The organism is Stenotrophomonas sp. INTA L402-1 (assembly GCF_059295135.1).
Map to the genome: position 1 here is coordinate 1 of NZ_JCAFWP010000051.1, position 20,768 is coordinate 20,768.

Annotated in this window: 14 protein-coding genes; 9 read left to right on the top strand and 5 right to left on the bottom strand. The window is 67.5% G+C overall.

All coding sequences use genetic code 11. From position 1 onward, the window contains the following. The first annotated feature begins 467 nt into the window (after positions 1 to 467). Complete coding sequence (locus tag AC5O77_RS19865; RefSeq protein ID WP_478058112.1) at positions 468 to 1,883, top strand: DEAD/DEAH box helicase; 1,416 nt, start codon at positions 468 to 470, stop codon at positions 1,881 to 1,883. 609 nt (positions 1,884 to 2,492) lie between these two features. On the opposite strand, the gene AC5O77_RS19870 is transcribed toward AC5O77_RS19865, so the two are convergent. Further along, positions 2,493 to 5,087 carry a M14 family zinc carboxypeptidase gene (locus AC5O77_RS19870; RefSeq protein WP_478058111.1) on the bottom strand — a complete coding sequence of 865 codons (2,595 nt, stop codon included), beginning with the start codon at positions 5,085 to 5,087 and terminating at the stop codon, positions 2,493 to 2,495. Between the two features lie 74 nt (positions 5,088 to 5,161). Continuing rightward, on the bottom strand, positions 5,162 to 7,801 hold the full coding sequence (locus tag AC5O77_RS19875) for a TonB-dependent receptor plug domain-containing protein (RefSeq protein WP_478058110.1): 2,640 nt from the start codon (positions 7,799 to 7,801) through the stop codon (positions 5,162 to 5,164). Positions 7,802 to 7,993: 192 nt separating this feature from the next. On the opposite strand from AC5O77_RS19875, the gene queD reads away from it, so the two are divergent. Together queD and AC5O77_RS19885 are read left to right on the top strand one after the other, a co-directional pair. Then, the gene (queD, locus tag AC5O77_RS19880; RefSeq protein ID WP_005407953.1) at positions 7,994 to 8,356 is read left to right on the top strand and encodes a 6-carboxytetrahydropterin synthase QueD; all 363 of its coding nucleotides are present in this window, start codon (positions 7,994 to 7,996) and stop codon (positions 8,354 to 8,356) included. Between the two features lie 117 nt (positions 8,357 to 8,473). Then, the gene (locus tag AC5O77_RS19885; RefSeq protein WP_369353926.1) at positions 8,474 to 8,821 is read left to right on the top strand and encodes a phasin family protein; all 348 of its coding nucleotides are present in this window, start codon (positions 8,474 to 8,476) and stop codon (positions 8,819 to 8,821) included. Positions 8,822 to 9,175: 354 nt separating this feature from the next. Here AC5O77_RS19885 and asnB read toward each other — a convergent pair whose 3' ends face one another. Continuing rightward, positions 9,176 to 11,077: an asparagine synthase (glutamine-hydrolyzing) gene (asnB, locus tag AC5O77_RS19890; protein WP_121504809.1), complete on the bottom strand. Its 1,902-nt coding sequence runs from the start codon at positions 11,075 to 11,077 to the stop codon at positions 9,176 to 9,178. A gap of 350 nt (positions 11,078 to 11,427) precedes the next feature. Here asnB and AC5O77_RS19895 point away from each other — a divergent pair, with 350 nt between their 5' ends. Continuing rightward, positions 11,428 to 12,117, top strand: a complete 690-nt coding sequence (locus AC5O77_RS19895; RefSeq protein ID WP_010484092.1) for a winged helix-turn-helix domain-containing protein — start codon at positions 11,428 to 11,430, stop codon at positions 12,115 to 12,117. After that, a complete protein-coding gene (locus AC5O77_RS19900) occupies positions 12,114 to 13,460 on the top strand; it encodes an ATP-binding protein (RefSeq protein ID WP_182267217.1) in 1,347 nt (448 codons plus the stop codon). The genes AC5O77_RS19895 and AC5O77_RS19900 overlap by 4 nt, the downstream gene beginning before the upstream one ends. On the opposite strand, the gene AC5O77_RS19905 is transcribed toward AC5O77_RS19900, so the two are convergent. Both AC5O77_RS19905 and AC5O77_RS19910 read right to left on the bottom strand, forming a co-directional pair. Next, positions 13,457 to 14,926, bottom strand: coding sequence for a sensor histidine kinase (locus tag AC5O77_RS19905; RefSeq protein ID WP_494507098.1), 1,470 nt, complete (start codon positions 14,924 to 14,926; stop codon positions 13,457 to 13,459). The genes AC5O77_RS19900 and AC5O77_RS19905 overlap by 4 nt on opposite strands. After that, entirely contained in the window at positions 14,923 to 15,642 is a 720-nt protein-coding gene (locus AC5O77_RS19910) for a response regulator transcription factor (RefSeq protein WP_014645826.1), read from the bottom strand. The genes AC5O77_RS19905 and AC5O77_RS19910 overlap by 4 nt, the downstream gene beginning before the upstream one ends. 144 nt (positions 15,643 to 15,786) lie before the next feature. On the opposite strand from AC5O77_RS19910, the gene msrB reads away from it, so the two are divergent. From msrB to AC5O77_RS19930, 4 genes are all read left to right on the top strand, one after another. Next, on the top strand, positions 15,787 to 16,359 hold the full coding sequence (gene msrB, locus AC5O77_RS19915) for a peptide-methionine (R)-S-oxide reductase MsrB (RefSeq protein ID WP_049424854.1): 573 nt from the start codon (positions 15,787 to 15,789) through the stop codon (positions 16,357 to 16,359). A 2-nt stretch (positions 16,360 to 16,361) separates the two neighbouring features. Further along, positions 16,362 to 18,131 carry a cytochrome c biogenesis protein DipZ gene (locus AC5O77_RS19920; RefSeq protein WP_494507099.1) on the top strand — a complete coding sequence of 590 codons (1,770 nt, stop codon included), beginning with the start codon at positions 16,362 to 16,364 and terminating at the stop codon, positions 18,129 to 18,131. 14 nt (positions 18,132 to 18,145) lie between these two features. Beyond that, positions 18,146 to 18,883: a peptide-methionine (S)-S-oxide reductase MsrA gene (gene msrA / locus AC5O77_RS19925; protein WP_049398354.1), complete on the top strand. Its 738-nt coding sequence runs from the start codon at positions 18,146 to 18,148 to the stop codon at positions 18,881 to 18,883. Between the two features lie 204 nt (positions 18,884 to 19,087). After that, complete coding sequence (locus tag AC5O77_RS19930) at positions 19,088 to 20,536, top strand: aminotransferase-like domain-containing protein (RefSeq protein WP_494507100.1); 1,449 nt, start codon at positions 19,088 to 19,090, stop codon at positions 20,534 to 20,536. Positions 20,537 to 20,768: the final 232 nt, after the last annotated feature.

Here is a 20,768-nt window from a genome sequence, read left to right on the forward strand (position 1 = left end):
AGATGTGTATAAGAGACAGGGCGTGAGCCGCATGGATGCGGCGACCGAGCTTACATGGACGTACTTGCAGCGCCCCCCGCAACCGGACCCACCCCGCGTCCCTCAGGAAACCGGCTTTTGACGTTGACGTTGACGTTGCTTCGGCCTCTGCGGGTGCAGGGCGCAGCCCTGCATAGAGCCCCCCCTACCTGAACAGGCCTTTTTGCGTGAAGTCTCAAACATCGTTTAGACTTGCAGGGTCTGCAGCGGCCGTCCGTTTCCCTCCGGGACCGCCGGCGACCAGGGTCCGCCCTCTTCGCCCGCCCCCACTCCGACGCCGTTCGTCACGCATTCCAGCCTGCGCTTCGTGCCGGCTGCACCCAATTCTCGCAGCGCGGTTCACGGGAACGCTCCGAGTCAGCCGATCAGTTTGATCTGCCCCCGTCTGTCCAGTCGGACAGGCGTTTCTTGTACTTGGAGCAATCTCAATGTCTTTTGAATCGCTGGGCCTGGCGCCCTTCCTGCTGCGTGCGCTTGCCGAGCAGGGCTACGAAAACCCGACCCCGATCCAGCAGCAGGCGATCCCGCTGGCGCTGGCCGGCCGCGACCTGCTTGCCGGTGCACAGACCGGTACCGGCAAGACCGCTGCCTTTGGCCTGCCGCTGCTGCAGCACCTGGGCACCGCCTCGCAGGAAGTGCGCAGCGGACCGCGCAAGCCGCGCGCGCTGATCCTGGCCCCGACCCGCGAGCTGGCCACTCAGGTGCATGACAGCCTGCGCGGCTACAGCAAGTACCTGCGCATCCCCAGCGCCTGCATCTACGGCGGCGTCGGCATGGGCAACCAGCTGGACATCCTGCGCCGTGGCGTGGACCTGCTGGTGGCCTGCCCGGGCCGCCTGATCGACCACCTGGAGCGTCGCAGCATCGACCTGTCCGGCATTGAACTGCTGGTGCTGGACGAAGCCGACCGCATGCTCGACATGGGCTTCCTGCCGTCGATCAAGCGCATCCTGGCCAAGCTGCCGAAGCAGAACCGCCAGACCCTGCTGTTCTCGGCCACCTTTGAGGACAACATCCGCCAGCTGGCGCTGGAGTTCATGCGCAACCCGGAACAGATCCAGGTGACGCCGAAGAACACCGTGGCCGAAACCATCACCCATCGCGTGCACCCGGTCGATGCCGGCCGCAAGCGCGACCTGCTGCTGCACCTGCTGGCGCAGGACAGCCGCGAGCAGACCCTGGTGTTCGCCCGCACCAAGCACGGCAGCGACAAGCTGGCCACGTTCCTGGAAAAGTCGGGCATCAAGACCGCGGCGATCCACGGCAACAAGAGCCAGGGCCAGCGCCTGCGTGCACTGGGCGACTTCAAGGCCGGCCGCGTGACCGTGCTGGTGGCCACCGATATCGCCGCGCGCGGCATCGACATCAACGAGCTGCCGAAGGTGATCAACTTCGACCTGCCGATGGTGGCCGAAGATTATGTGCACCGCATCGGCCGCACCGGCCGCAACGGCGCGACCGGCCAGGCGATCTCGCTGGTGGCGCAGGATGAAGTGAAGCTGCTGCGCGCGATCGTGCGCCTGCTGGGCCGCGACATGGACATCCGCGATGTGCCGGGCTTCGAGCTGCAGACGCCGATCCGCTGGGGCAACAGCGCGCCGGGCAAGGCCGAGCACGATACCGGCGAGCGCGCACCGCGCAAGAACCACGCGCGCCGTCCGCACGGCGATGCGCCGCGCCATGCGCATGCGGGCCCGAAGAAGGCCGGTGGCGGCCGTCGCGAGGGCGGTGGCAATGGCCAGCAGCGTGCAGGTGCCGGTCAGGGCCAGCGTCGTGGCGGTGGCGGCAATGGTGGCGGCCGTGGCCGCGGCCAGGGTGGCAACGGCGGCAGTCGCGCCGGCTGATCCCAGCTGACATGGAGGGTGCTTCCCGCTGCGCGGGGGGCTATCGAGGGACGGCGCTGACGCGCCGTCCTTTTTTTTGCCGGCTACCCTGGGTGAAAGCACGCGGATGGTTTGGCTTGGGGCGGCGCAGGGCGGAGTGGGGGCAAAACACGCCGTAAACCCATCCATGGGGGCTCGATCGCGCCATCCATGGCGCTCACGGTTTTGCCCCCACTCCGCCCTGCGCCGCTTCAAAGATCGCCAGCGCCTACTTGTCCCGACGGGTAGCCGGGAGAAGAAGATCAAATTCAAATTCAAAGGCAAAAGCCGAAGTCGCAATTCCTGGCTTTGCTTTTGCTTTCGCCCTTGCTCCCGCCTTGGGGTTCGATGCATCCGCGCCCGCAGGAAACCGTCGAGGGGAGGCCCGGAGGCCCAGGCAGGACCGTTGGCGCCATGGGCCCGAGGCATGCCTCGGGCGGGTTAGGCAGGACGCCCAACCCCGGCCTTGCCGTGTGCGCAGGACAGCGCACACGAGCAAGGCGCCATCGAGCCCCCATGGATGGGTTTACGGCGTGTCCTGCGCAGCCCGCCCGGCCTCCCCCACACGCATCAATCAAAGCGCGTGCAGCCTCAACCCCGCGCTTTACTCGGATTCACCAGATTCCCGAAGAAGACCGCGTTGATCAGCAGTCGATCCGTCCCGTGCCAGTACTTGCGATGCGCCGGATCATCGGCGAACAGCACCACGTTGCCCTGCCCTTGCGCCGACACCAGCAGCCACGCGCTGCCTGCCACCCGCGCGCGGTTGCGCTCGGACAGATAACCATTCACCCGCGGCGGCGTGTCGATGCGCACCACCGTCGAGAACGGGTTCGTGCTCGGCTGCAGCGTTACCGTGTTCTCCTTGTTGATCGCCAGATGCCGGCGCGGCACACCGAACGCCAGCGGATGACTGGTATCAACATCGGCACTGAGGATGTTGCCGCTGACCCGCTCGATCGCTGCGATGTCGCGCTGATCGCCGAACGCGCGGCGGCTTTCGTCAGCTGCGTCTTCTTCCTTGCCGAGCTTCTCGCCGTCGGCCAGCTTCTGTTCGATCGCCCATTTCGAGGCACTGCCGTAGGTCACCAACGAACCACCGGCCTGCACCCAGCGCTTCAGTGCAGCCACCGCCGTGGCATCGACGCCGGCATAGGTTCCGCCGGACAACACGATGGTGGTGTAACGGTCCAGCGGTACTTTGCCCAGCTGCTGCGGATCCAGCTTGCTGGCCGGCAACCGCAGCTGCTGGTCCAACAGGAACCACGCCGATCCGATTTCGGTGGCGGCCACGCCCTCGCCCATCACCAGTGCCACCGAGGGCTTGCGCAGCGCTTTGACGCCGTCACTGCCGAGGTCGATGCCTTCGCGGCTGCGGCCACTGGACAGCGCGTGCACCTGCACACCTGCCTCGCGTGCGGCGGACGTCACTGCCTCAAGCAACGCCGTGCCCTGCAGTGGTTGCCCGGCCACCGGAATCACCAAGCTGCCGGCGGCGAAGCTGACCTCGCCCTGCGCCGTCGCGGTGGTGAACGGCTGGAATGCCGCGCGTGCATTCACGCCCTTGCCCTGTAGCGCAGCCAACGCGCGCCCGGCGTTGTAGTCGCGCCAGTCGATCGCGTAGGCGAATCCTGCCTGGCCGCCCAGCACGGCGCCCTGCTCCGCCGGCAGCGCCGCCACGCGTGCGCCGCCGTCGATGCGGCTGCGGCTACCGGCGAAGGCCACACCGTAGGCCGGTGCAATCGCGTAGCTGGTGCTGCCGTAGAACACATCGCCCTTGATCGGCGGCGTCTCGGCAAAGATCGAATGCACCAGGCGGAACTGCGCCTGCTGCACCGGCACCACGTAGGCGCTGCCGGCATCGAAGCGCTGGCCATCGACACTGACGTCACGTTCCAGCGCGCGCACCTCGATGCGATGCAGCAGCAACAGTTCCAGCAAACGACGGGTCAATGCGGGGTCATGCGCATCGCCGAATACGAAGCTCTTCACCGGCTGCTGTGCGGCCTGCTTCAACGCGCTCTGGAAGAACTGCTTCTGCAGGTCGAACAGGCCGCTGCGCTCGGCTACCGCGCCGCGCACCGTGCCCAGCCCGGTAGCCACCTGGTTGCGGATGGTGAACGGGAACGTCAGCAGACCATTCACCGACTCCTGCACGCGGCCGCGCGAGCTGGCCTGCTCGACGGTAACGCCGACGGCACCGTGGAAATCAGGATAGGTCGAGCCGTACACCGGCGAGAAGTTGTCGAAGTTCTCGCCGGTGTAGTACAGCGAGCCCAGCGCATCCAGCGCCTGCGCGTGGTACTTGGCCAGGGTCTTGTTGAATTCATACGACGCCGCTGGAATCAGCGGGCTGTGCATGCTCTTCGGCGACGGTTCGAAGTAATAGGTGCTGTCCTTGCCCATCTCGTGGAAATCGATCTGCACGTTCGGGTACCACTGGTGGAACACCTCCAGCTTCGGCCGCGAGTCCTGCTGGGTCAGGGCCAGCCAGTCGCGGTTGAGATCGGTGAAGTAGTGGTTGGTGCGGCCCGGCGGGAACGGCTCGACGTGTTCCTTGTCGGCCGGGTCGGCCGAAGCCGGATCGGAGGCCCACGCGTTGTGCCAGTTGGCAGCACGATCACGGCCGTCCGGGTTCTGCGCCGGGTCGAACAGCACCACCGCCTGCTGCAGCCATTGCTGGGTTTCGCCACTGCGGTTGGCCACCAGGTAGTACGCCGTCAGCATCGCCGCTTCGGCACTGGAGGTCTCGTTGCCATGCACGCTGTAGCCCAGCCACACCACCACCGGGCTGTCGCCGGCGGCGCTGCGCGGCTGCGCCGGATCGGCCAGGGTCGCGTGCTGCTGGCGGATCTGTTCCAGCCGCGCGTGGTTGCCTGCAGCAGTGACGGTGGCGATCAGCAGCGGGCGACCTTCATAGCTGCGGCCGATCTCGCGCACGCTGATCTTGTCCGAGCGTTTCGCAAGTTCCTGGAAGTACGCCACCAGCTGGTCGTGCCGGGTGTAACGGCTGCCGATCGGGTAGCCGAGGAACTGCTCCGGCGTGGGCACCGCTGCATCGAACGCCGCTGCGTCGGTCACCTGCGGGAAGAAGTACGCGCTCTGTGCCTGCGCCGGCTGCGGCGAGGACAGTGCGGTGGCGGCGGCGATCAGCAATGGAAGAACGGCACGACGATGCAAGGACACGGTGACTCCCCTGGAACACAACGGCAGACGGTCGCGCGGCCGGTCCTCTCAGGTGACCGGCCGCGGCGGATGGATCAGAAGCGGTAATCGAAGCCCAGCGTGAAGTAGCGGCCACGCAGGTCGTACTGGCTGAAGTCGTACGGCGCGCGGATGCCCGGGAACGAGGCGTCGTACGGTGGCGTCTTGTCGGCCAGGTTCTGCACCTTGGCGTACACGGTCAGCTTGTCGATGCCGGTGTAGGCCAGGTACAGGTCGTACTGGCTGTAGCTGCCGACCTGCTGCTGCACGGCCTTGGCAGCGGTACTGGCTTCCTGGCGGTAGCTGCTGGTGTAGTACCAGGTCACGGCTGCGTTGAAGTCGCCGTACTTCCAGTCCAGCGTGGTGGTGGCCTTGTCCTTGGGCAGGGTTGCGCCCAGGTTGCTGCCGGCGTAGTCCACCAGTGGGCCGCCGACCACGGTCGGGCGACGGTAGTCGCGCACGTGGGTGTAGGCCGAGGACACGGTGAAGTCGCCGAGCGCAGCGGTCGGGATGCGCTGGCGCAGCTCGACGTCGATGCCCGAGGTCTTCAGCTCGCTCAGGTTCTGGTAGCGGTTGTAGACCGCCTGCAGCTTGCCACGCTCATCGCGCTGCACGGCACCGGCGACATTGTCGTTGACCAGGGTCTGGGTGTTGTTGGTGCCGACCAGGTTGTCCAGCTGGATACGGTAGTAGTCCACGCTCAGGTTGGTGTTGGCCCACGGCGACAGCACCACGCCGAAGTTCACGCTCTTGGTGCGCTCGGGCTTCAGTTCGTTGTTGCCGACGGTGAAGAAGGTCGGGTTCTGGCGCGAGCCCGGCACGTCCGGGTCACGCGGATCGACCACGCTGCCGTAGGCGATGCTGGTGCTGTTGGAGTTCTCCGACAGCGACGGCGCACGGAAGCCCTTCGACGCCGAGGCACGCACCAGCAGGAAGTCGAGCGGCTGCCAGCGCAGGCCGATCTTCGGCGAGAACGCATCGCCGAAATCATCGTAGTGATCGGCGCGCGCGGCAGCGGACAGCTCCAGCGTCGATGCCAGCGGCACGTTCACTTCGGCGTAGGCCGCACTGACCTGGCGCTGGCCGTGCACTTCGGCGATCGCCGGGCGCACCTGCAGGCCTGCGTCGATCTGCCACGGGTTGTTGGAATCGAGCTTCTCGCGGCGCCACTCGGCACCGGCAGCGAAGCCGATCTCGCCGGCCCAGGTGTGGCCCAGGCTGCCGGAGATCTTGGCATCGATGCCCTGCAGCTTGGATTCGGCCGGACGCAGCGTGGCGATGTTGATCGAGTCGCGCACCGACTGCGGCGTGGCCGCCGGGTTCAGCAAGTTGTAGCTGCCCGTTGCCAGCGCATCGGCCAGCGCCCAGCGGTTGGCGAAGCCACCAGAGACGCTCTCGCGCTCGCTGCTGCGCGCGCCGAACGCTGCGACTTCCCAGTCCCACTTCGCGGTGGTGCCACGCAGGCCGAATACGCCGCGGTAGGCGGTGGAGCGGTTGGTCTTGAGCGTGCCGCCCAGGTCGAAGAAGGTGTATTCGATCGGAATTGCACGGCCGTACGGGTTGTACGGATTGTTGGCCGGCTGCAGCGACGACACCGGCTCGGCCAGGCCACTGTCCGCGTTCAAGGCGAAGCGGCCACTTTCCAGAGTGAAGAACGGGCTGCTGCCAAACCACGCGGTGCTCTTGATCTGGCTGTACAGCACTTCGCCGAAGGCTTCGACATTGTCGTTCAGGCGGAAGGTGCCGTTGGCATAGGCCTGGTAGCGCTTGGTCGAGGGAATCAGAGTGGTGAACGGCGCCTGGTTGAAACCGCAGGTATCACCGGCCAGGCCGTCGATCGGCGCGCTGGCAACACGGGTGGTACCGGTCGGGCAGTTGCCGTTGGCATCGAGCATCGGCACCGACACGCCGTTGACCAGGTAGCGCGCGCCCTTGGCCGACCAGCCGTTCCAGCGGCCGCCGGGCTTGTCGGTGTAGATGCCGCTCTTTGTCAGGTTGCGTTCGTCCTGATCCAGGCGTTCGCGGTTGTAGCCCTGCAGGCTGAAGAGGATGTTGTAGCCGTCGGTATCGAGATCACCGAGGCCGCCGACGAACTTCAGGTTCTGCTCGTGCAGGCCGCCCTGGTCGGCGCCGCCGAAGCTGCCGCCGATCTCGGCGCCTTCGAAGTTCTGCCGGGTGATGATGTTGACCACACCGGCCACGGCGTCGGAGCCGTAGACCGCCGAGGCGCCATCCTTGAGCACTTCGATGCGTTCGACCGCGACCAGCGGCAACGCGTTGAGATCGACAAAGGTGTCGGACAGGCCACCGGCCGGGAAGCCGTAGTTGGCCAGGCGACGGCCGTTGAGCAGCACCAGCGTGTTCTTCTGCGACAGGCCACGCAGGCCGATGCCGGCCGAGCCGGAGGCCCAGCCGTTGTTGGTGGTTTCGTTGCTGGCGTTGCCGGTGTTCGCCGAGATCGAGCGCAGCACATCGGCCACGGTGGCCTTGCCGGTCTGTTCCAGCTGCTGGCGGCCGATCACCTGCACCGGGTTGGAGGCCTCGGTATCGGTGCGCTTGATGTTGGAACCGGTGACGCGCACGGCAGCCAGGGTGCTGGCTTCGCCACTGGCGTCGGCGGAGGTTTCGGCGGCGGCGGACAAAGGCGCGGCCAGAGCGACGGCCAGGGCCGCCACGAGCAGGGTGTGCTTGGGCATGACGATGTGGGGGAGGTGGTAAGGGCGACGAAGTTCCGCAGTAGTCCATGCCTGGCCGGGGTCCGGCCAATAACATCTCTTCATACGGATATAAGAGAAACTATCATCTCTTCATCCGGATGGAAAGACTTGCTTCACGAAAGTCCAACATCCGCTCAGGCTGGCCGGCCACCTGCGGCGTACAATCGCGTCATGGAAATCTTCAAAGTCTTCATGCTCGAGGCGGCGCACCGCCTCCCCAACGTGCCGCCGGGGCACAAGTGCGCGCGCCTGCACGGCCACTCGTTCCGGGTGGAACTGAAGGTCGAGGGCGAGCCGGGTGCGCAGACCGGCTGGATCATGGATTTCGGCGACGTGAAGGCGGCCTTCCAGCCGATCTACGACCGCCTGGACCATCACTACCTCAATGACATCCCCGGCCTGGAGAACCCGACCAGCGAGAACCTGGCGGTGTGGATCTGGAACGAGCTGAAGCCGAGCCTGCCGGCGCTGAGCGAGATCACCGTGCACGAAACCTGCACCTCGGGTTGCCGTTACCGCGGCCCAACAGCCTGATCAACCCATTGATCTGAAAGGTCCTTCAAAGGCGCCCTGGGCGCCTTTGTTATTTTTGTTGCATTGCCGCATCAACGGCGTATGCTGCACTGCATCAAGCTACTCCCTGATGCCCCCATGGCCACCGCCTTCAGCGATCGCTTCAGTGATGCCACCCGCCAGCTCGCCGCCGCGGCAACGCGCGCGAACCGGTTGGCGTTGGAGAACGCGGAAAGCATGTTCGGGGTGCAGCTGAAGGCGATAGAGCGCAACCTGACCGCGACCGGCGGCTGGCTCGGCGAGCTGGCCCGCAGTGACGACGCGGCCGGGGTGCTCAACAAGGGCGCACAGCTGTGGCAGGACAACCTGCAGCGGCTCGGCCAGGCCCAGCAGGACGTGGTCGGGCTCGGCCTGCAGGCCGGCAAGGCCTGGTCCGAACTGGTGCAGGGCTACAACGAATCAACGGCGGACGCGAACAACCACTGACGCGACGCAACGCTCATTGCGTGGGTCCCTCCCCCCACGCAATCCGGACCCGGCAGATCCCTCCCTCTGCCGGGTCTTTTTTTGCCTGGTGTCTGGATTCCGAAGTGCATCTTCGTCCGACGTCTCTGCGAACTGAAGGGCCCCGCCGGGATGGGCGTGCGGTGAGCAGAGCGCAGCGCTCGCGACAGCTTCTCAATGAGGCGCCGACGAACTCCGAACGCGGGGCGGATGCCCTTGCGTGCGAAGTAAAGGGGGAGATGACGGCCAACGGCCGGCGCCGGAGGACATTCGTACGCAAGGGCATCCGCCCCGCGCCACGATGATTCAATCCGCCGCACGCGATGCAGAAACCGCTCAGCGCCCGCGACCACCGTGCCAATGCTGGTGCCACGCCTGGAACATCAGCACGTTCCACAGGTGCGTGTGCCACTTGCGCTCGCCACGCAGGAACGCCTCCCAGATACCGCGCACGCGTGCCACATCGAAGCAGCCCTGGTTGCGCAGCAGCTGCGGATCCAGCAGCGCCTCCGCCCAATCGCGCAGCGGGCCCGCCAGCCAACGCGCCATCGGCGGACCGAAACCGCGCTTGGGGCGGTACACCAGCGGTTCCGGCAGGTAGCGCGCCAGCAGGTGCTTGAGGATCCGCTTGTGCTCACCATCGTGGTACTTCAGGTGCTGCGGCAGGCGCCAGGCCAGACGCACCACCTCCATGTCCAGCAGCGGCGCACGCGTCTCCACGCCCGCCGCCATGCCGGCACGGTCGACCTTGGCGAGGATGCCCTCGGCCAGATCCATGCGGAAATCCAACAGCTGGATGCGCGCCTCGGCCGGCAGCGCAGTGTCCTGCTGCTGGAAGATCGTCATCGGCTCACGTGCGCCCAGCACCACCTGCGCCGGCTGCCGCCAGCGGGTGACACGTTGCAGGTAATGCCCTTCCACATCGTTGGCGGCAACCTCGGCCACCAGCGCACGCCAACCGCCCAGGCGGCCACGCTCGACGTTCATGCGGTTGCCACTGCGCCGCGCCAAGTCACGCACCCAGTCCGGCAAGCCACCGCACAGGCGTGCATTGCGCAGTGCGCGGCCATAGCTGGGATGACCGAAGAACAGTTCATCGCCACCGTCGCCGGTCAGCGCCACCGGCTTGCGCGCGCCCAGCAGTTCACTGGCCAGCAGGGTCGGCAGCTGCGAGGCGTCGGCGAAGGGCTCGCACCAGACCTGCGGCAGGCGCTGCAGCAGGTCCAGGCCCTGGCGCGCATCCATCCGGTGCAGATGGTGCTGCACACCCAGGTGGCGAGCGACCTGCGAGGCCCAATCGCTTTCGTCGTGGCCGGGATCGTCGAAGCCGACCGTCCAGGCCTCGATCGGCAGCGTCGACTGCGCCTGCATCATCGCGGTCACCAGCGACGAGTCGGTGCCGCCGGACAGGAACGCACCGCAGGCCAGCGGCGAATGCATGCGTGCCGCGATCGCCTTCTGCAACACCACTTCCAGCTGGTCGGTGGCCTGTTCCAGGCTCGGCGCCGGCTGCAGCGGTTCCTGCAGCGCACTCTGCATCGCATCGCGTGCGCACCAGTAGCGCGCGCCCCCTTCCGCCGCCTGGCTGGAACCGCCGGCAGCGTGGTCATCCAGATCGACGCGCAGCACCGCGCCGGCCACCAGCTTGTGGATGCCGCGGTAGATGGTGTGCGGCGCCGGCACATAGTCGTGGCGCAGCAGCAGGCTCAGCGCATCCTGGTCGATGCTCGGCGCGAAACCGGCGAAGGCCTGCAGCGCCTTCATTTCCGAGGCGAACAGGAACTGGCCCTGGAACCAGCCGTAATACAGCGGCCGCTCGCCAACCGGATCACGCGCCAGCCACAACGCTCGCGACTCACGGTCCCAGACGCTGAAACCGAACGCGCCTTCGATACGCGACAGCGCCCGCTCTACGCCCCATTCAACGATCGCCTGCAGCAGCAGCCGGGCGTCGCTGCAGCTGCGTGGCAGCTCGCGCAGCTGCGCCTGCAGGTCGGCGCGGTTGTACAGGCGGCCGTCCAGGCACAACACGTAACGGCCGCAGTCCGAGCTCAGCGGCTGCAGCGGGGTATCGGTCGGCGCCCGGCAATGGCCCAGCGCGAGGCCGGCCTCGGCGTCGGTCCAGTAACCGATGCGGCCACGGCCACGTTGCTGCAGGGCGCGCAGCATCGGCGCCAGCTGCTGCAGCAGGTGCTCGTCCTCGGCCGGCGGCAGCCAGGCGCCAACCACGCCGCTCATCGGATACCCCCGCAATGGCGGCGGTGGGACAGGTTCGGCAGGGAGAAGGCAGCGGGCGACATGAGGACGGCACGCGGAACGGAGGAGACTCCATGCTCGGCCCGCCCCCTGCCCCGCGTCAGTCGCTTTGCTGTCAGCGATGGTCACCGAACGTATCACGAAGGTAACGTTTTGTAACGGCAACAAGCTATGCTGGACGCCAAGTTGTTGCCAGGCCTGAGGCCCGGCCCGAGCGCCAGCAACCCCGGCTGAATGGCGCCCGCCCCCGGGACCCGGGCGGCCCGCAGGCTGGGATAGCATCGCCGCGCTCGTGCCGTGGCGGTACGTTTGCGCCCACGGAGGCCTTGAAAATGCTGGATATCGTACTGGTTGAAGACGATGCCCGCCTGGGTACGATGGTCAGCGACTATCTGCAGCGGCATGGCTATCAGGTGGCCCATGAGCGCAGTGGCGAGCGCGCGGTGGCCCGGATCCTGGCCGAGAAGCCGGCCCTGGTCCTGCTCGATGTCGGCCTGCCCGACCAGGATGGTTTCGAAGTGTGTCGGCAGATCCGGCCCCACTATGACGGCATCATCTGTGTGCTGACCGCCCGCACCGACAACATCGACCAGGTGCTGGGACTGGAGCTGGGGGCCGACGATTACATCGGTAAACCCATCGAACCGCGGGTGCTGCTCGCCCGCCTGCGTGCCCACCTGCGCCGCCATCGCCGGGTCGAACCTCGCGACGGCAGCCTGCGCTTCGGCGAGCTGAACATCGACCCGTCCACCCGCAACGTGCACCTGCAGGGCGGCCTGCTGGAGCTGACCACGGCCGAGTTCGACCTGCTGTTCCTGCTGGCCAGCAACGCCGGCCAGATCCTGGACCGCGATGCGCTGCTGCGCGGCCTGCGAGGCATCGCCTTTGACGGCCTGGACCGTTCGATCGATGCGCGCATCTCGCGCCTGCGCCGCAAGCTGGGCGACAACCCTGAACAACCGGAGCGGATCAAGACCGTCCGTGGACGCGGCTACCTGTTCAGCCGCTCGGCATGGGGATGAAGCGCACGCACTCGGCGATGCGCGGCCACGCCTTCCACTTCCTGCGCTACGGCATCGGCTTCCTGGTCGCCCACCTGCTGCTGATCGTGCTGGGCCTGTGGGCCTGGGATGCGCTGCTGGAAGACCGCACCGAAGCCAGCCTGCTGGCCGAGATGCGTGGCACCCATGCGCTGCTGCAGCAACGCTTCGCGGAAACACCACGTGACCAGTGGCCGGCGCTGGCACGAGGGCTCGACGCCGACTTCGCCTATGCCCTGCGAATGGTGCCGCTGGCCGAGGCGGAGAAGGCGCTGTCGGCCAGCCAGCGACCGCCGTTCAACAACGGCCGTGTGCAGATCGACCTGGAACACATGCGCAGCCTGCAGCGGATCGGCGACAGCGGCTATGCCGTGATGCTGGGGCCACTGGATGAGGCGTTGCCTGAGGAAGGCTGGCAGGACAGCGAAGTGTCCGGCGTGGCGATCCTGCTGCTGATCCTGATGGTGGCCGTGGCGCTGCCGATGTATGTAATGGTCTACCGCCTGTGGCGCGATGTGTCGCAGCTGGCACAGGCGGCGCGGCAGATGCGCGACGGCCAGCTGGATACGCGCGCGCCGCGTGCCGGCACCGCGCTGGTGCGGCCGCTGGCCAATGCCTTCAACCACATGGCCGAGCAGCTGCAGCAGCTGCTGGAAAGCCAGCGCGTGCTGGCGCAGGCGGTGGCGCACGAAGTCCGCACGCCGTTGGCGCGGATGCGCTTCGGCCTGGCCGACCTGGAGGACACCGCGCTGGACGAGATACAACGCGATGCGCTGGGCGGGCTGCGCACCGATGTCGATCGGCTGCAGCACCTCACCGATGCCGGCGTCGAATACGCCGCACTCGGTCGTTGCCATCAGCTGACCCGCCAGCGCCTGCAGCTGGCGGCACTGGTCCGTGGCGTGGTGGCCCAGTTCGCACCGCTGCCGCTGCCGGTACAGCAGGCGCTGTCGCCAGCAGGCCTGGTCAATGTCAACCGGCATATGCTGGAACTGGCGCTGCGCAACCTGCTCGGCAATGCCCTGCGTTACGCACGGCGGCAGATCCGTATCGCCAGCACGGTCAACGACGGCTGGCTGTGCCTGCAGGTGGAGGACGACGGCCCCGGCATCGCGCCCGAACTGCGCGGCCAGGTACTGCAACCCTATGTGCGGCTGGACCCGGGCAGCCCCGGTTTCGGCCTCGGCCTGGCGCTGGTGCAGGTGGTGGCCGACAAGCATGGCGGCCACGTTGAAGTGACCGATTCGGAGCTGGGCGGTGCCTGCATCCGCCTGCACCTGCCGCTGGAAAGCGGCGGTGCCGTGGAGAGCGAGACGACCTGCTAGACCGCCGGTTCCGCGCGCGGCAGGGCAAACACGAACAGCGCGCCACGCTCACTGTCACGCAGTTCGATGCGGCGGCCATGCAGCTGCACGATCCGCTGCACGATCAGCAGGCCAAGCCCACCGTTCTCGCCACGCCGTGCGCCCAGCGCGGCCGGCGCCTGGAACAACTGCGCACGCAGCGCCGCTGCCACGCCGGGACCATCATCGGCCACGCTCACTTCGATGCTGTCCGCGGTCGCACGCAGGCACACTTCGATCCGGCCACCTTCCGGTGCGTGCCGCAATGCATTGTCGAGCAGGTTGGTCAGCACGCGCTCGACCAGGCCCAGGTCAGCACGCACCAGCGGCAGGCCGGGCGGGAACTCGGCGTGCAGGCGCTGGTTGCGCGCCTGCGCGGCCAGCTCGAACTTCTGCAGTACGTCCTGCAGCAGTTCCGGCAGCGCGAACACTTCCCACTCCAGGCGCACTTCGCCATGCTCCAGCCGCGCCAGCTCGAACAGCGCGCGCGCCAGCCGACCAACCTTGGCGCTCTGCGCCAGCGCGATACCGAGGTAACGGCGGCGCTCGTCCGGGGACAGCGTGGCGTCCTTCAGCGCCAGCGTTTCCAGGTAGCCGTGCAGCGACGACAACGGCGTGCGCAGATCATGCGAGATGTTGGCCACCAGTTCGCGCCGCTGCAGGTCCTGCTGGCGCAACTGCTGCCATTGCTCCCCCAGGCGCTGCGCCATCTGCGCATGCGCGTGTTCCAGGATCACCAGTTCATCGCGCTCACCGGGCCGCAGTGGCTCCGGCGGCGGCAGTGGGGTCGGCGCGTCGATGTCGAACGCCTGGATGCGTCGGGTCAGGCGCCGCAGCGGACGCGTCACCCAGTAGAACGCCACCAGCCCGGCAAACAGGCCGAGGCCCCCCACCAGCACGACTGACCACAGCGTGGTGTTCCATTGGCTGCCGGCGGCGAGATCGTCGGCGAGCATCTGCCGGTGTTCGCCCACCAGCACCACGTACACATAACCGGCCTGGCGGCCCTGCACGATCAACGGTGCGGCACTGAACACCTTGCGGCCATCGGCGCTGCGCGGGTCATCGCCGAGGATCGGCAGTGGCGCACCAGCCAGCAGGCGGCGTAGCGGTGCCACGTCCACCTTGTTGCGCACCAGATGGCCGCTGGGCGCGTCGTGGCCGAGAATGCGGCCCTGGTCGTCCAGCAGGTAGACCTCGACGCTGGGATTGACCGCCATCAGCTGGCCGAACAGCGCACGCACCGCAGCATCGCGCATGCCGCTGGTGTCCATCAGCTCGCTGCGCTGGGCGATGTGTTCGGCCAGGCCCAGCGACAGCCGCTGCACCACTTCCTGCTCATGGCGGGTGTTGGCGCGCATCTGCAGTGCCAGCAACGCCATGCAGCACATCAGCATCAGCGCGGCGATCACCGCCGCCAGCTTCTGCCACAGATTGGGCTTGATCATGCCGCCGCCCCGGCCGGGTCGACCAGCTTGTAGCCGCGGCCCCACACCGTCAGCAGCCGCCGCGGGTTGGCCGGGTCCGGCTCGATCTTGCTGCGCAGGCGGTTGATATGGGTATTGACCGTATGCTCGTAACCATCGTGCTGATAGCCCCAGACCTGGTTGAGCAGCTCCATGCGCGCGAACACCTGGTCCGGATGACGGGCGAAGAACAGCAGCAGATCAAATTCGCGCGGCGTCAGCTCCAACGTATTGCCATCCACCGACGCGGTGCGCGCGACCGGATCCAGCTGCAACCCACCCAGCTCGATCGCGCCGGCATCGATGCGCGCGCTCTGCGCCATCGCCTCGGCGCGGCGCAGCAGCGCGCGCACCCGTGCCACCAGTTCCGGCATCGAGAACGGCTTTGCCAGGTAGTCATCCGCGCCCAGTTCCAGGCCGACGATGCGCTGCGTTTCGCTGCCACGTGCACTGATGATGATGATCGGTACATAGCGCGCCATCGCGCGTGCACGCTGGCACACCTGCAGCCCATCCACGCCGGGCAGCATCACGTCCAGCACCAGTGCATCCCACGGGCCGTCCTGCTCGAGCAGGCGCAGGCCGGCATCGCCGCTGGCGGCATGGGCGACGTCGTAGCCCTCATCGCCCAGATGCATGCGCAGCAGGTCGGCGATGTGGGCATCGTCTTCAACGATCAGCACGCGTTTGGTGGACATCGGCAGCTCGGGGCCAGTGGGGAGGCTGGCTGCATTGTGGCGCGGGACGGCCGCCGATACCTCACGAAAAATTGAATCCTGCGTGAGGATTCGTTGACCCGGGCGGGCGCAGCATGGCCCCGTCGCCCCTTCCCGGAGTCCGCCATGTCCCTCTCCCGCCGCCATCTGCTGGGCCTGGGCGGTGTTGCCACCGCCGCCGGCCTGCTCGGCCTGGGGGCCTGCAGCCGCGCCGCCCCGGCCGCCGCCGAAGCGCGTCCGTCGCGACAGTTCGAGGTCATGCGCAGCGATGCTCAGTGGCGCCAGCAGCTGACCCCGGCGCAGTACGCGGTGCTGCGCCAGCAGGCCACCGAGCGCCCGTACAGCAGCCCGCTCAACAAGGAACATCGGCAGGGCACCTTCGCTTGCGCCGGCTGTGCACTGCCGCTGTTCTCCTCGTCCACCAAGTTCGAGAGCGGCACCGGCTGGCCCAGCTTCTGGGCACCGCTGCACAACGCCATCGGCGAAGACCGCGACGTCACCTTCGGGATGCTGCGGGTGGAGGTGCATTGCCGCCGCTGCGGCGGCCATCTCGGCCATGTGTTCAACGATGGGCCACGCCCGACCGGGCTGCGCTACTGCATGAACGGTGCGGCGATGGTGTTCGTTCCCGGTGCCACTGATGGCACTGCCGACGGCTGGCGGGTGCCGGTCGGTTCTTCCCCTGCTTCCGGAGCCTGACGATGCTGCTGTTGCTGCTTGCCTACCTCGGGGGCGCGCTGACCCTGCTCAGCCCCTGCATCCTGCCGGTGCTGCCGTTCGTGTTCGCGCGTGCCGATCGCCCGTTCCTGCGCAGCACGCTGCCGTTGCTGCTGGGCATGGCGCTCACCTTCACCGTGGTCGCCAGCCTGGCTGCGGTGGGCAGCCAATGGGTGGCGCAGGCCAACCAGGTTGGACGCTGGATCGCCCTGCTGCTGATGGCGTTGTTCGCGGTCGCGCTGCTCTGGCCGCGGCTGGCCGACCATCTGCTGGCGCCGTTCCAGCGTGTGGGTGCACGCCTGAGCGCGCGTGCCGATGCCGCGGATGCTGCTGGGCATGGCGGCGCATGGACCTCGCTGTTGATCGGCATCGCCACCGGCCTGCTGTGGGCACCGTGCGCCGGGCCGATCCTCGGCCTGGTGCTGACCGGTGCTGCCCTGCATGGCGCCAGCGTCGGTACCAGCACCCTGCTGCTTGCCTATGCATCGGGTGCGATCACCGCGCTGGCGCTGGCGGTGTGGGTCGGCGGCCGCGTGTTCCGTGCGCTGCAGGCGCGGCTCGGCCTCGGCGATGTCCTGCGCAAGGTGCTGGGTGTAGCCGCGCTGCTGGCCGTCGTGGCGATCGGCCTCGGCTGGGATACCGGCCTGCTGACCCGCCTGTCCACGGTCAGCACCGCGCGCATCGAGCAAAGCCTGCTGGACGCAGTGCCCGGCGCGCAGCCGGCGGCACCACCGATGATGATGATGGCCGGCGCCAATGCAGGTGCCGATGCACCGCTGCCGGTGGAAGGCACCCTGCCCGCGCTGGATGGCGCCACCGGCTGGCTCAACAGCCCGCCGCTGAGTGCACAGCAGCTGCGCGGCAAGGTGGTGCTGGTCGATTTCTGGACCTATTCCTGCATCAACTGCCTGCGCGCGATGCCGTTCGTGCACGAATGGGAACGTCGCTACCGTGACCACGGCCTGGTGGTGGTCGGCGTGCACACGCCGGAGTTCGCGTTCGAGCGTGACCCACGCAACGTGATGAAGGCGGTGCAGCAGCTGAAGGTCGAGTACCCGGTGGCGCTCGACAACCAGTACACGATCTGGCGCGCCTTCAACAACCGCTACTGGCCGGCACAGTACTTCGTCGACGCGCAGGGCAACATCCGCGGCCATCAGTTCGGCGAGGGCAACTATGCGCGCTCGGAACAGATGATCCGTCGCCTGCTGACCGAAGCCGGGCAGACCAACCTGCCACCACCGGCCGATCCCGCTGCCGCCGACCTGAAGGGCGTGGCCGTGCAGGCCGACATGGGAAACCTGCGTTCGCCGGAAACCTACCTGGGCCACGCCCGCGCCGAGCAGTTCGCCTCGCCCGGCGGGCAGCGCAGCGACACCGCGTTCGACTACAACCTGCCGGCCACCCTGGCGTTGAACCGGTGGGGACTGTCGGGGCGCTGGACCGTTACCGACGAAGCTGCGCAGCTGCAGCAGGCCGGTGGCCGCATTGCATTCCAGTTCCATGCGCGCGACCTGCACTTGGTGCTGGCACCGAGCGAGGACGGCAAGCCAGTGCGCTTCCGCGTCTGGCTGGATGGCAAGCCGCTGCCCATCGCCGATGCCGGCAGCGATGTCGGCGCCGATGGCAGCGGCGTGGTCAACGAACACCGCCTGTACCAGCTGGTGCGCCAGCGCGGCACGGTCGGCCCGCACCGCTTCGAGATCGAATTCCTCGATGCGGGCGTGCAGGCCTATGCCTTCACCTTCGGTTGAAACGGGAGCACACGATGAAACTCTCTTTTGAACAAGGTATCGCCGCCGGTGTCGCCGGCTTGGTAGCTACTGCATTGATCGCTGGCGTGCTGCTGGTCGACCACGGCGCAGTCGCGGCACCGCTGGAAGCCAGCGCGCAGGCCAAGGCACTACCGGCGCCCAGCGGCGACGCCGCGTTCCGCGATGACGCCACCCATGCCAGCGTGGTGTTCGCCGGCGGTTGCTTCTGGGGCGTGCAGGGCGTGTTCCAGCACGTCAAAGGCGTGAGCAATGCGGTGTCCGGCTACATCGGTGGCAGCGCGGCCAATGCGCGCTATGAGCGCGTCAGCGGTGGCCAGACCGGTCATGCCGAGGCGGTGAAGATCGACTACGACCCGCGCCAGGTCAGCTATGGCCAGCTGATGCAGGTGTTCTTCTCGGTGGTGCACGACCCGACCCAACTCAATCGGCAGGGACCGGACCAAGGCAGCCAGTATCGATCGGCGATCTTCAGTGATGACGCACGCCAGCAGGCGGCCAGCCGCGCCTACATCGCCCAGCTCGGCCAGGCCGGCAGCTACCGCGCACCGATCGTCACCCAGCTGGTCAGCGGCCAGCACTTCTACCCGGCCGAGAGCTACCACCAGAACTACATGACCAACTACCCGCAGGCGGCCTACATCCGCTACTACGACGCACCGAAGCTGGCGGCACTGGGCAAGCAGTTCCCGGCGCTGTACCGGCGCGACGCGGCACTGGTGCCGATGCGGTAACGACCCGGGTAGTGCCGGCCGCTGGCCGGCTCCTGCGGATCTGGGGATCGCCGGCCAGCGGCCGGTACCACCTCCAAAAAAAGACGCACGGCCATCCAGCCGTGCGCTTGGGAAGTATCGGCCGTGCCCCGATCAGGCCCGTCCGACAACGACATGCTAGGCTCGCCATCATCATGGGTACAGAACCAGATGGCGGGAAGTTCGATGGATACAGATGACCAGAGCGCGATGATCCCACCCCGCTACCAACGGCTGTCCGATGAACTGGCCGAAGCCATCCACGGCGGACGTCTCCCGGTCGGCAGCCGCCTGCCTTCACTGCGGCAGATGGCCCTGCAGCGAAGGCTCAGCCTGAACACGGTGATCGCCGCCTATCGCCAGCTGGAAGATGCCGGCCTGGTGATTCCGCGGCCCAAAGCCGGCTTCGAGGTCGCGCCGCGATTGTCGGTGCCGGAACGTTCGCTGCGCGACACGCCGTCTGCGCCCACCGCGCCGCTGCAGCAGGTGTTGATGGCTCGCGTGCTGGAGGCACAACGTCGCTCCGGAGTGATCGACCTGGCGTTCGCCGGTCCGCGCGGTCGCCAGTTCTATCCGGGCGCGCAGCTGGCCCGGCATACCGCGCAGGTGCTGCGCCACGGCCAGCAGACAGTGGAAACCTACGCGCGCCCGAACGGCTCCCCCAGGCTGCTGGCGCAGATCGTGCGTCGCGGTCCACGCATGGGCCTGCACACCCATAGCGAGCGGCTGCTGCTGACCCACGGCGCGATGGAGGCCCTGCAGCTGGCGTTGCGCGCGGTCACCCAGCCCGGCGACGCGGTCGGCATCGAGGCGCCGTCCTACTTCAACCTCTACCCCTTGCTGGCCAACCTCGGCCTGCAGGCCATCGAGCTGCCCACCCACCCGCAGCACGGGCTGGATGTCGACGCATTGGATGCGCTGCTGGAGCACACGCCGCTGGCCGCACTGGTGGTGATGCCCACCGTGCACAATCCGCTGGGCTGCACCATGCCGACACCCGCCAAGCAACGCCTGGCCGAACTGGTCAACGCACGGCAACTGCCGCTGATCGAGGATGCGGTGTACGCCGAGCTGCAGTTCTGCGAACCGCCGGCGCCCTTGCTGAAGGCCTTCGATCGCGATGGCTGGGTGATGGTGGTCGGTGGGTTCTCCAAGACACTGGCGCCGGATTACCGTATCGGCTGGCTGGATGGCGGCCGCTTCGCCGAGCGCATCGCGCTGCTGAAATTCCAGTCCACCGGTGGCGAGCCTCAACTGCTCGGCGATGCGGTGGCGGCGTATCTGGAAGCCGGAAGCTACGAGCATCACCTGCACCGCATGCGCCGGCTGTACCGCGAACAGGTGGGACGGCTGCGCCAGCTGGTGGCCGAACACTTCCCGGCCGGCACCCGTGCCACCGAGCCGCAAGGCGGCTTCCTGCTGTGGCTCGAACTGCCGGGCGTGGATACGCGTGAGCTGTTCGAACGTGCGCTGGTAGAGGACATCGTGTTCATGCCCGGCCAGGTGTATTCGCGTGGTGCGCGTTATCGCCACTGCCTGCGTCTGTCGTGCTGCCAGACCTTGGATGCGCGCTTCATCGGTGCGGTGGAGCGGCTCGGTGCGATCGCGAAGGAGCTGGCGGCTGCGGCACGGTAACGCCGGCCGCTGGCCGGCAACCTCGGGATCCCCGGGTGGATGCAGTTGCCGGCCAGCGGCCGGCACTACCCAGGGTCACTCGAGCAGGTACGCCGACAGCGCTTCGCCATTCGCACCCGGCAGATACGGCAGCCGCCCCCAGCACGGCATCGGCAGGCGCTGCTGCAACGTCGCAATGGAACGACTGGGTGCGATTGCGCGGGAGCTGACAGCCTGTCTCTTATACACATCT

What these genes read in the sequence shown, in the direction of transcription:
- AC5O77_RS19865 (WP_478058112.1), top strand. Translation starts at nt 468, where the DNA reads ATGTCTTTTGAATCGCTGGGCCTGGCGCCCTTCCTGCTGCGTGCGCTT.
- AC5O77_RS19875 (WP_478058110.1), bottom strand. Translation starts at nt 7,801, where the DNA reads ATGCCCAAGCACACCCTGCTCGTGGCGGCCCTGGCCGTCGCTCTGGCC.
- queD (WP_005407953.1), top strand. Translation starts at nt 7,994, where the DNA reads ATGGAAATCTTCAAAGTCTTCATGCTCGAGGCGGCGCACCGCCTCCCC.
- AC5O77_RS19885 (WP_369353926.1), top strand. Translation starts at nt 8,474, where the DNA reads ATGGCCACCGCCTTCAGCGATCGCTTCAGTGATGCCACCCGCCAGCTC.
- asnB (WP_121504809.1), bottom strand. Translation starts at nt 11,077, where the DNA reads ATGAGCGGCGTGGTTGGCGCCTGGCTGCCGCCGGCCGAGGACGAGCAC.
- AC5O77_RS19895 (WP_010484092.1), top strand. Translation starts at nt 11,428, where the DNA reads ATGCTGGATATCGTACTGGTTGAAGACGATGCCCGCCTGGGTACGATG.
- AC5O77_RS19900 (WP_182267217.1), top strand. Translation starts at nt 12,114, where the DNA reads ATGAAGCGCACGCACTCGGCGATGCGCGGCCACGCCTTCCACTTCCTG.
- AC5O77_RS19905 (WP_494507098.1), bottom strand. Translation starts at nt 14,926, where the DNA reads ATGATCAAGCCCAATCTGTGGCAGAAGCTGGCGGCGGTGATCGCCGCG.
- AC5O77_RS19910 (WP_014645826.1), bottom strand. Translation starts at nt 15,642, where the DNA reads ATGTCCACCAAACGCGTGCTGATCGTTGAAGACGATGCCCACATCGCC.
- msrB (WP_049424854.1), top strand. Translation starts at nt 15,787, where the DNA reads ATGTCCCTCTCCCGCCGCCATCTGCTGGGCCTGGGCGGTGTTGCCACC.
- AC5O77_RS19920 (WP_494507099.1), top strand. Translation starts at nt 16,362, where the DNA reads ATGCTGCTGTTGCTGCTTGCCTACCTCGGGGGCGCGCTGACCCTGCTC.
- msrA (WP_049398354.1), top strand. Translation starts at nt 18,146, where the DNA reads ATGAAACTCTCTTTTGAACAAGGTATCGCCGCCGGTGTCGCCGGCTTG.
- AC5O77_RS19930 (WP_494507100.1), top strand. Translation starts at nt 19,088, where the DNA reads ATGGATACAGATGACCAGAGCGCGATGATCCCACCCCGCTACCAACGG.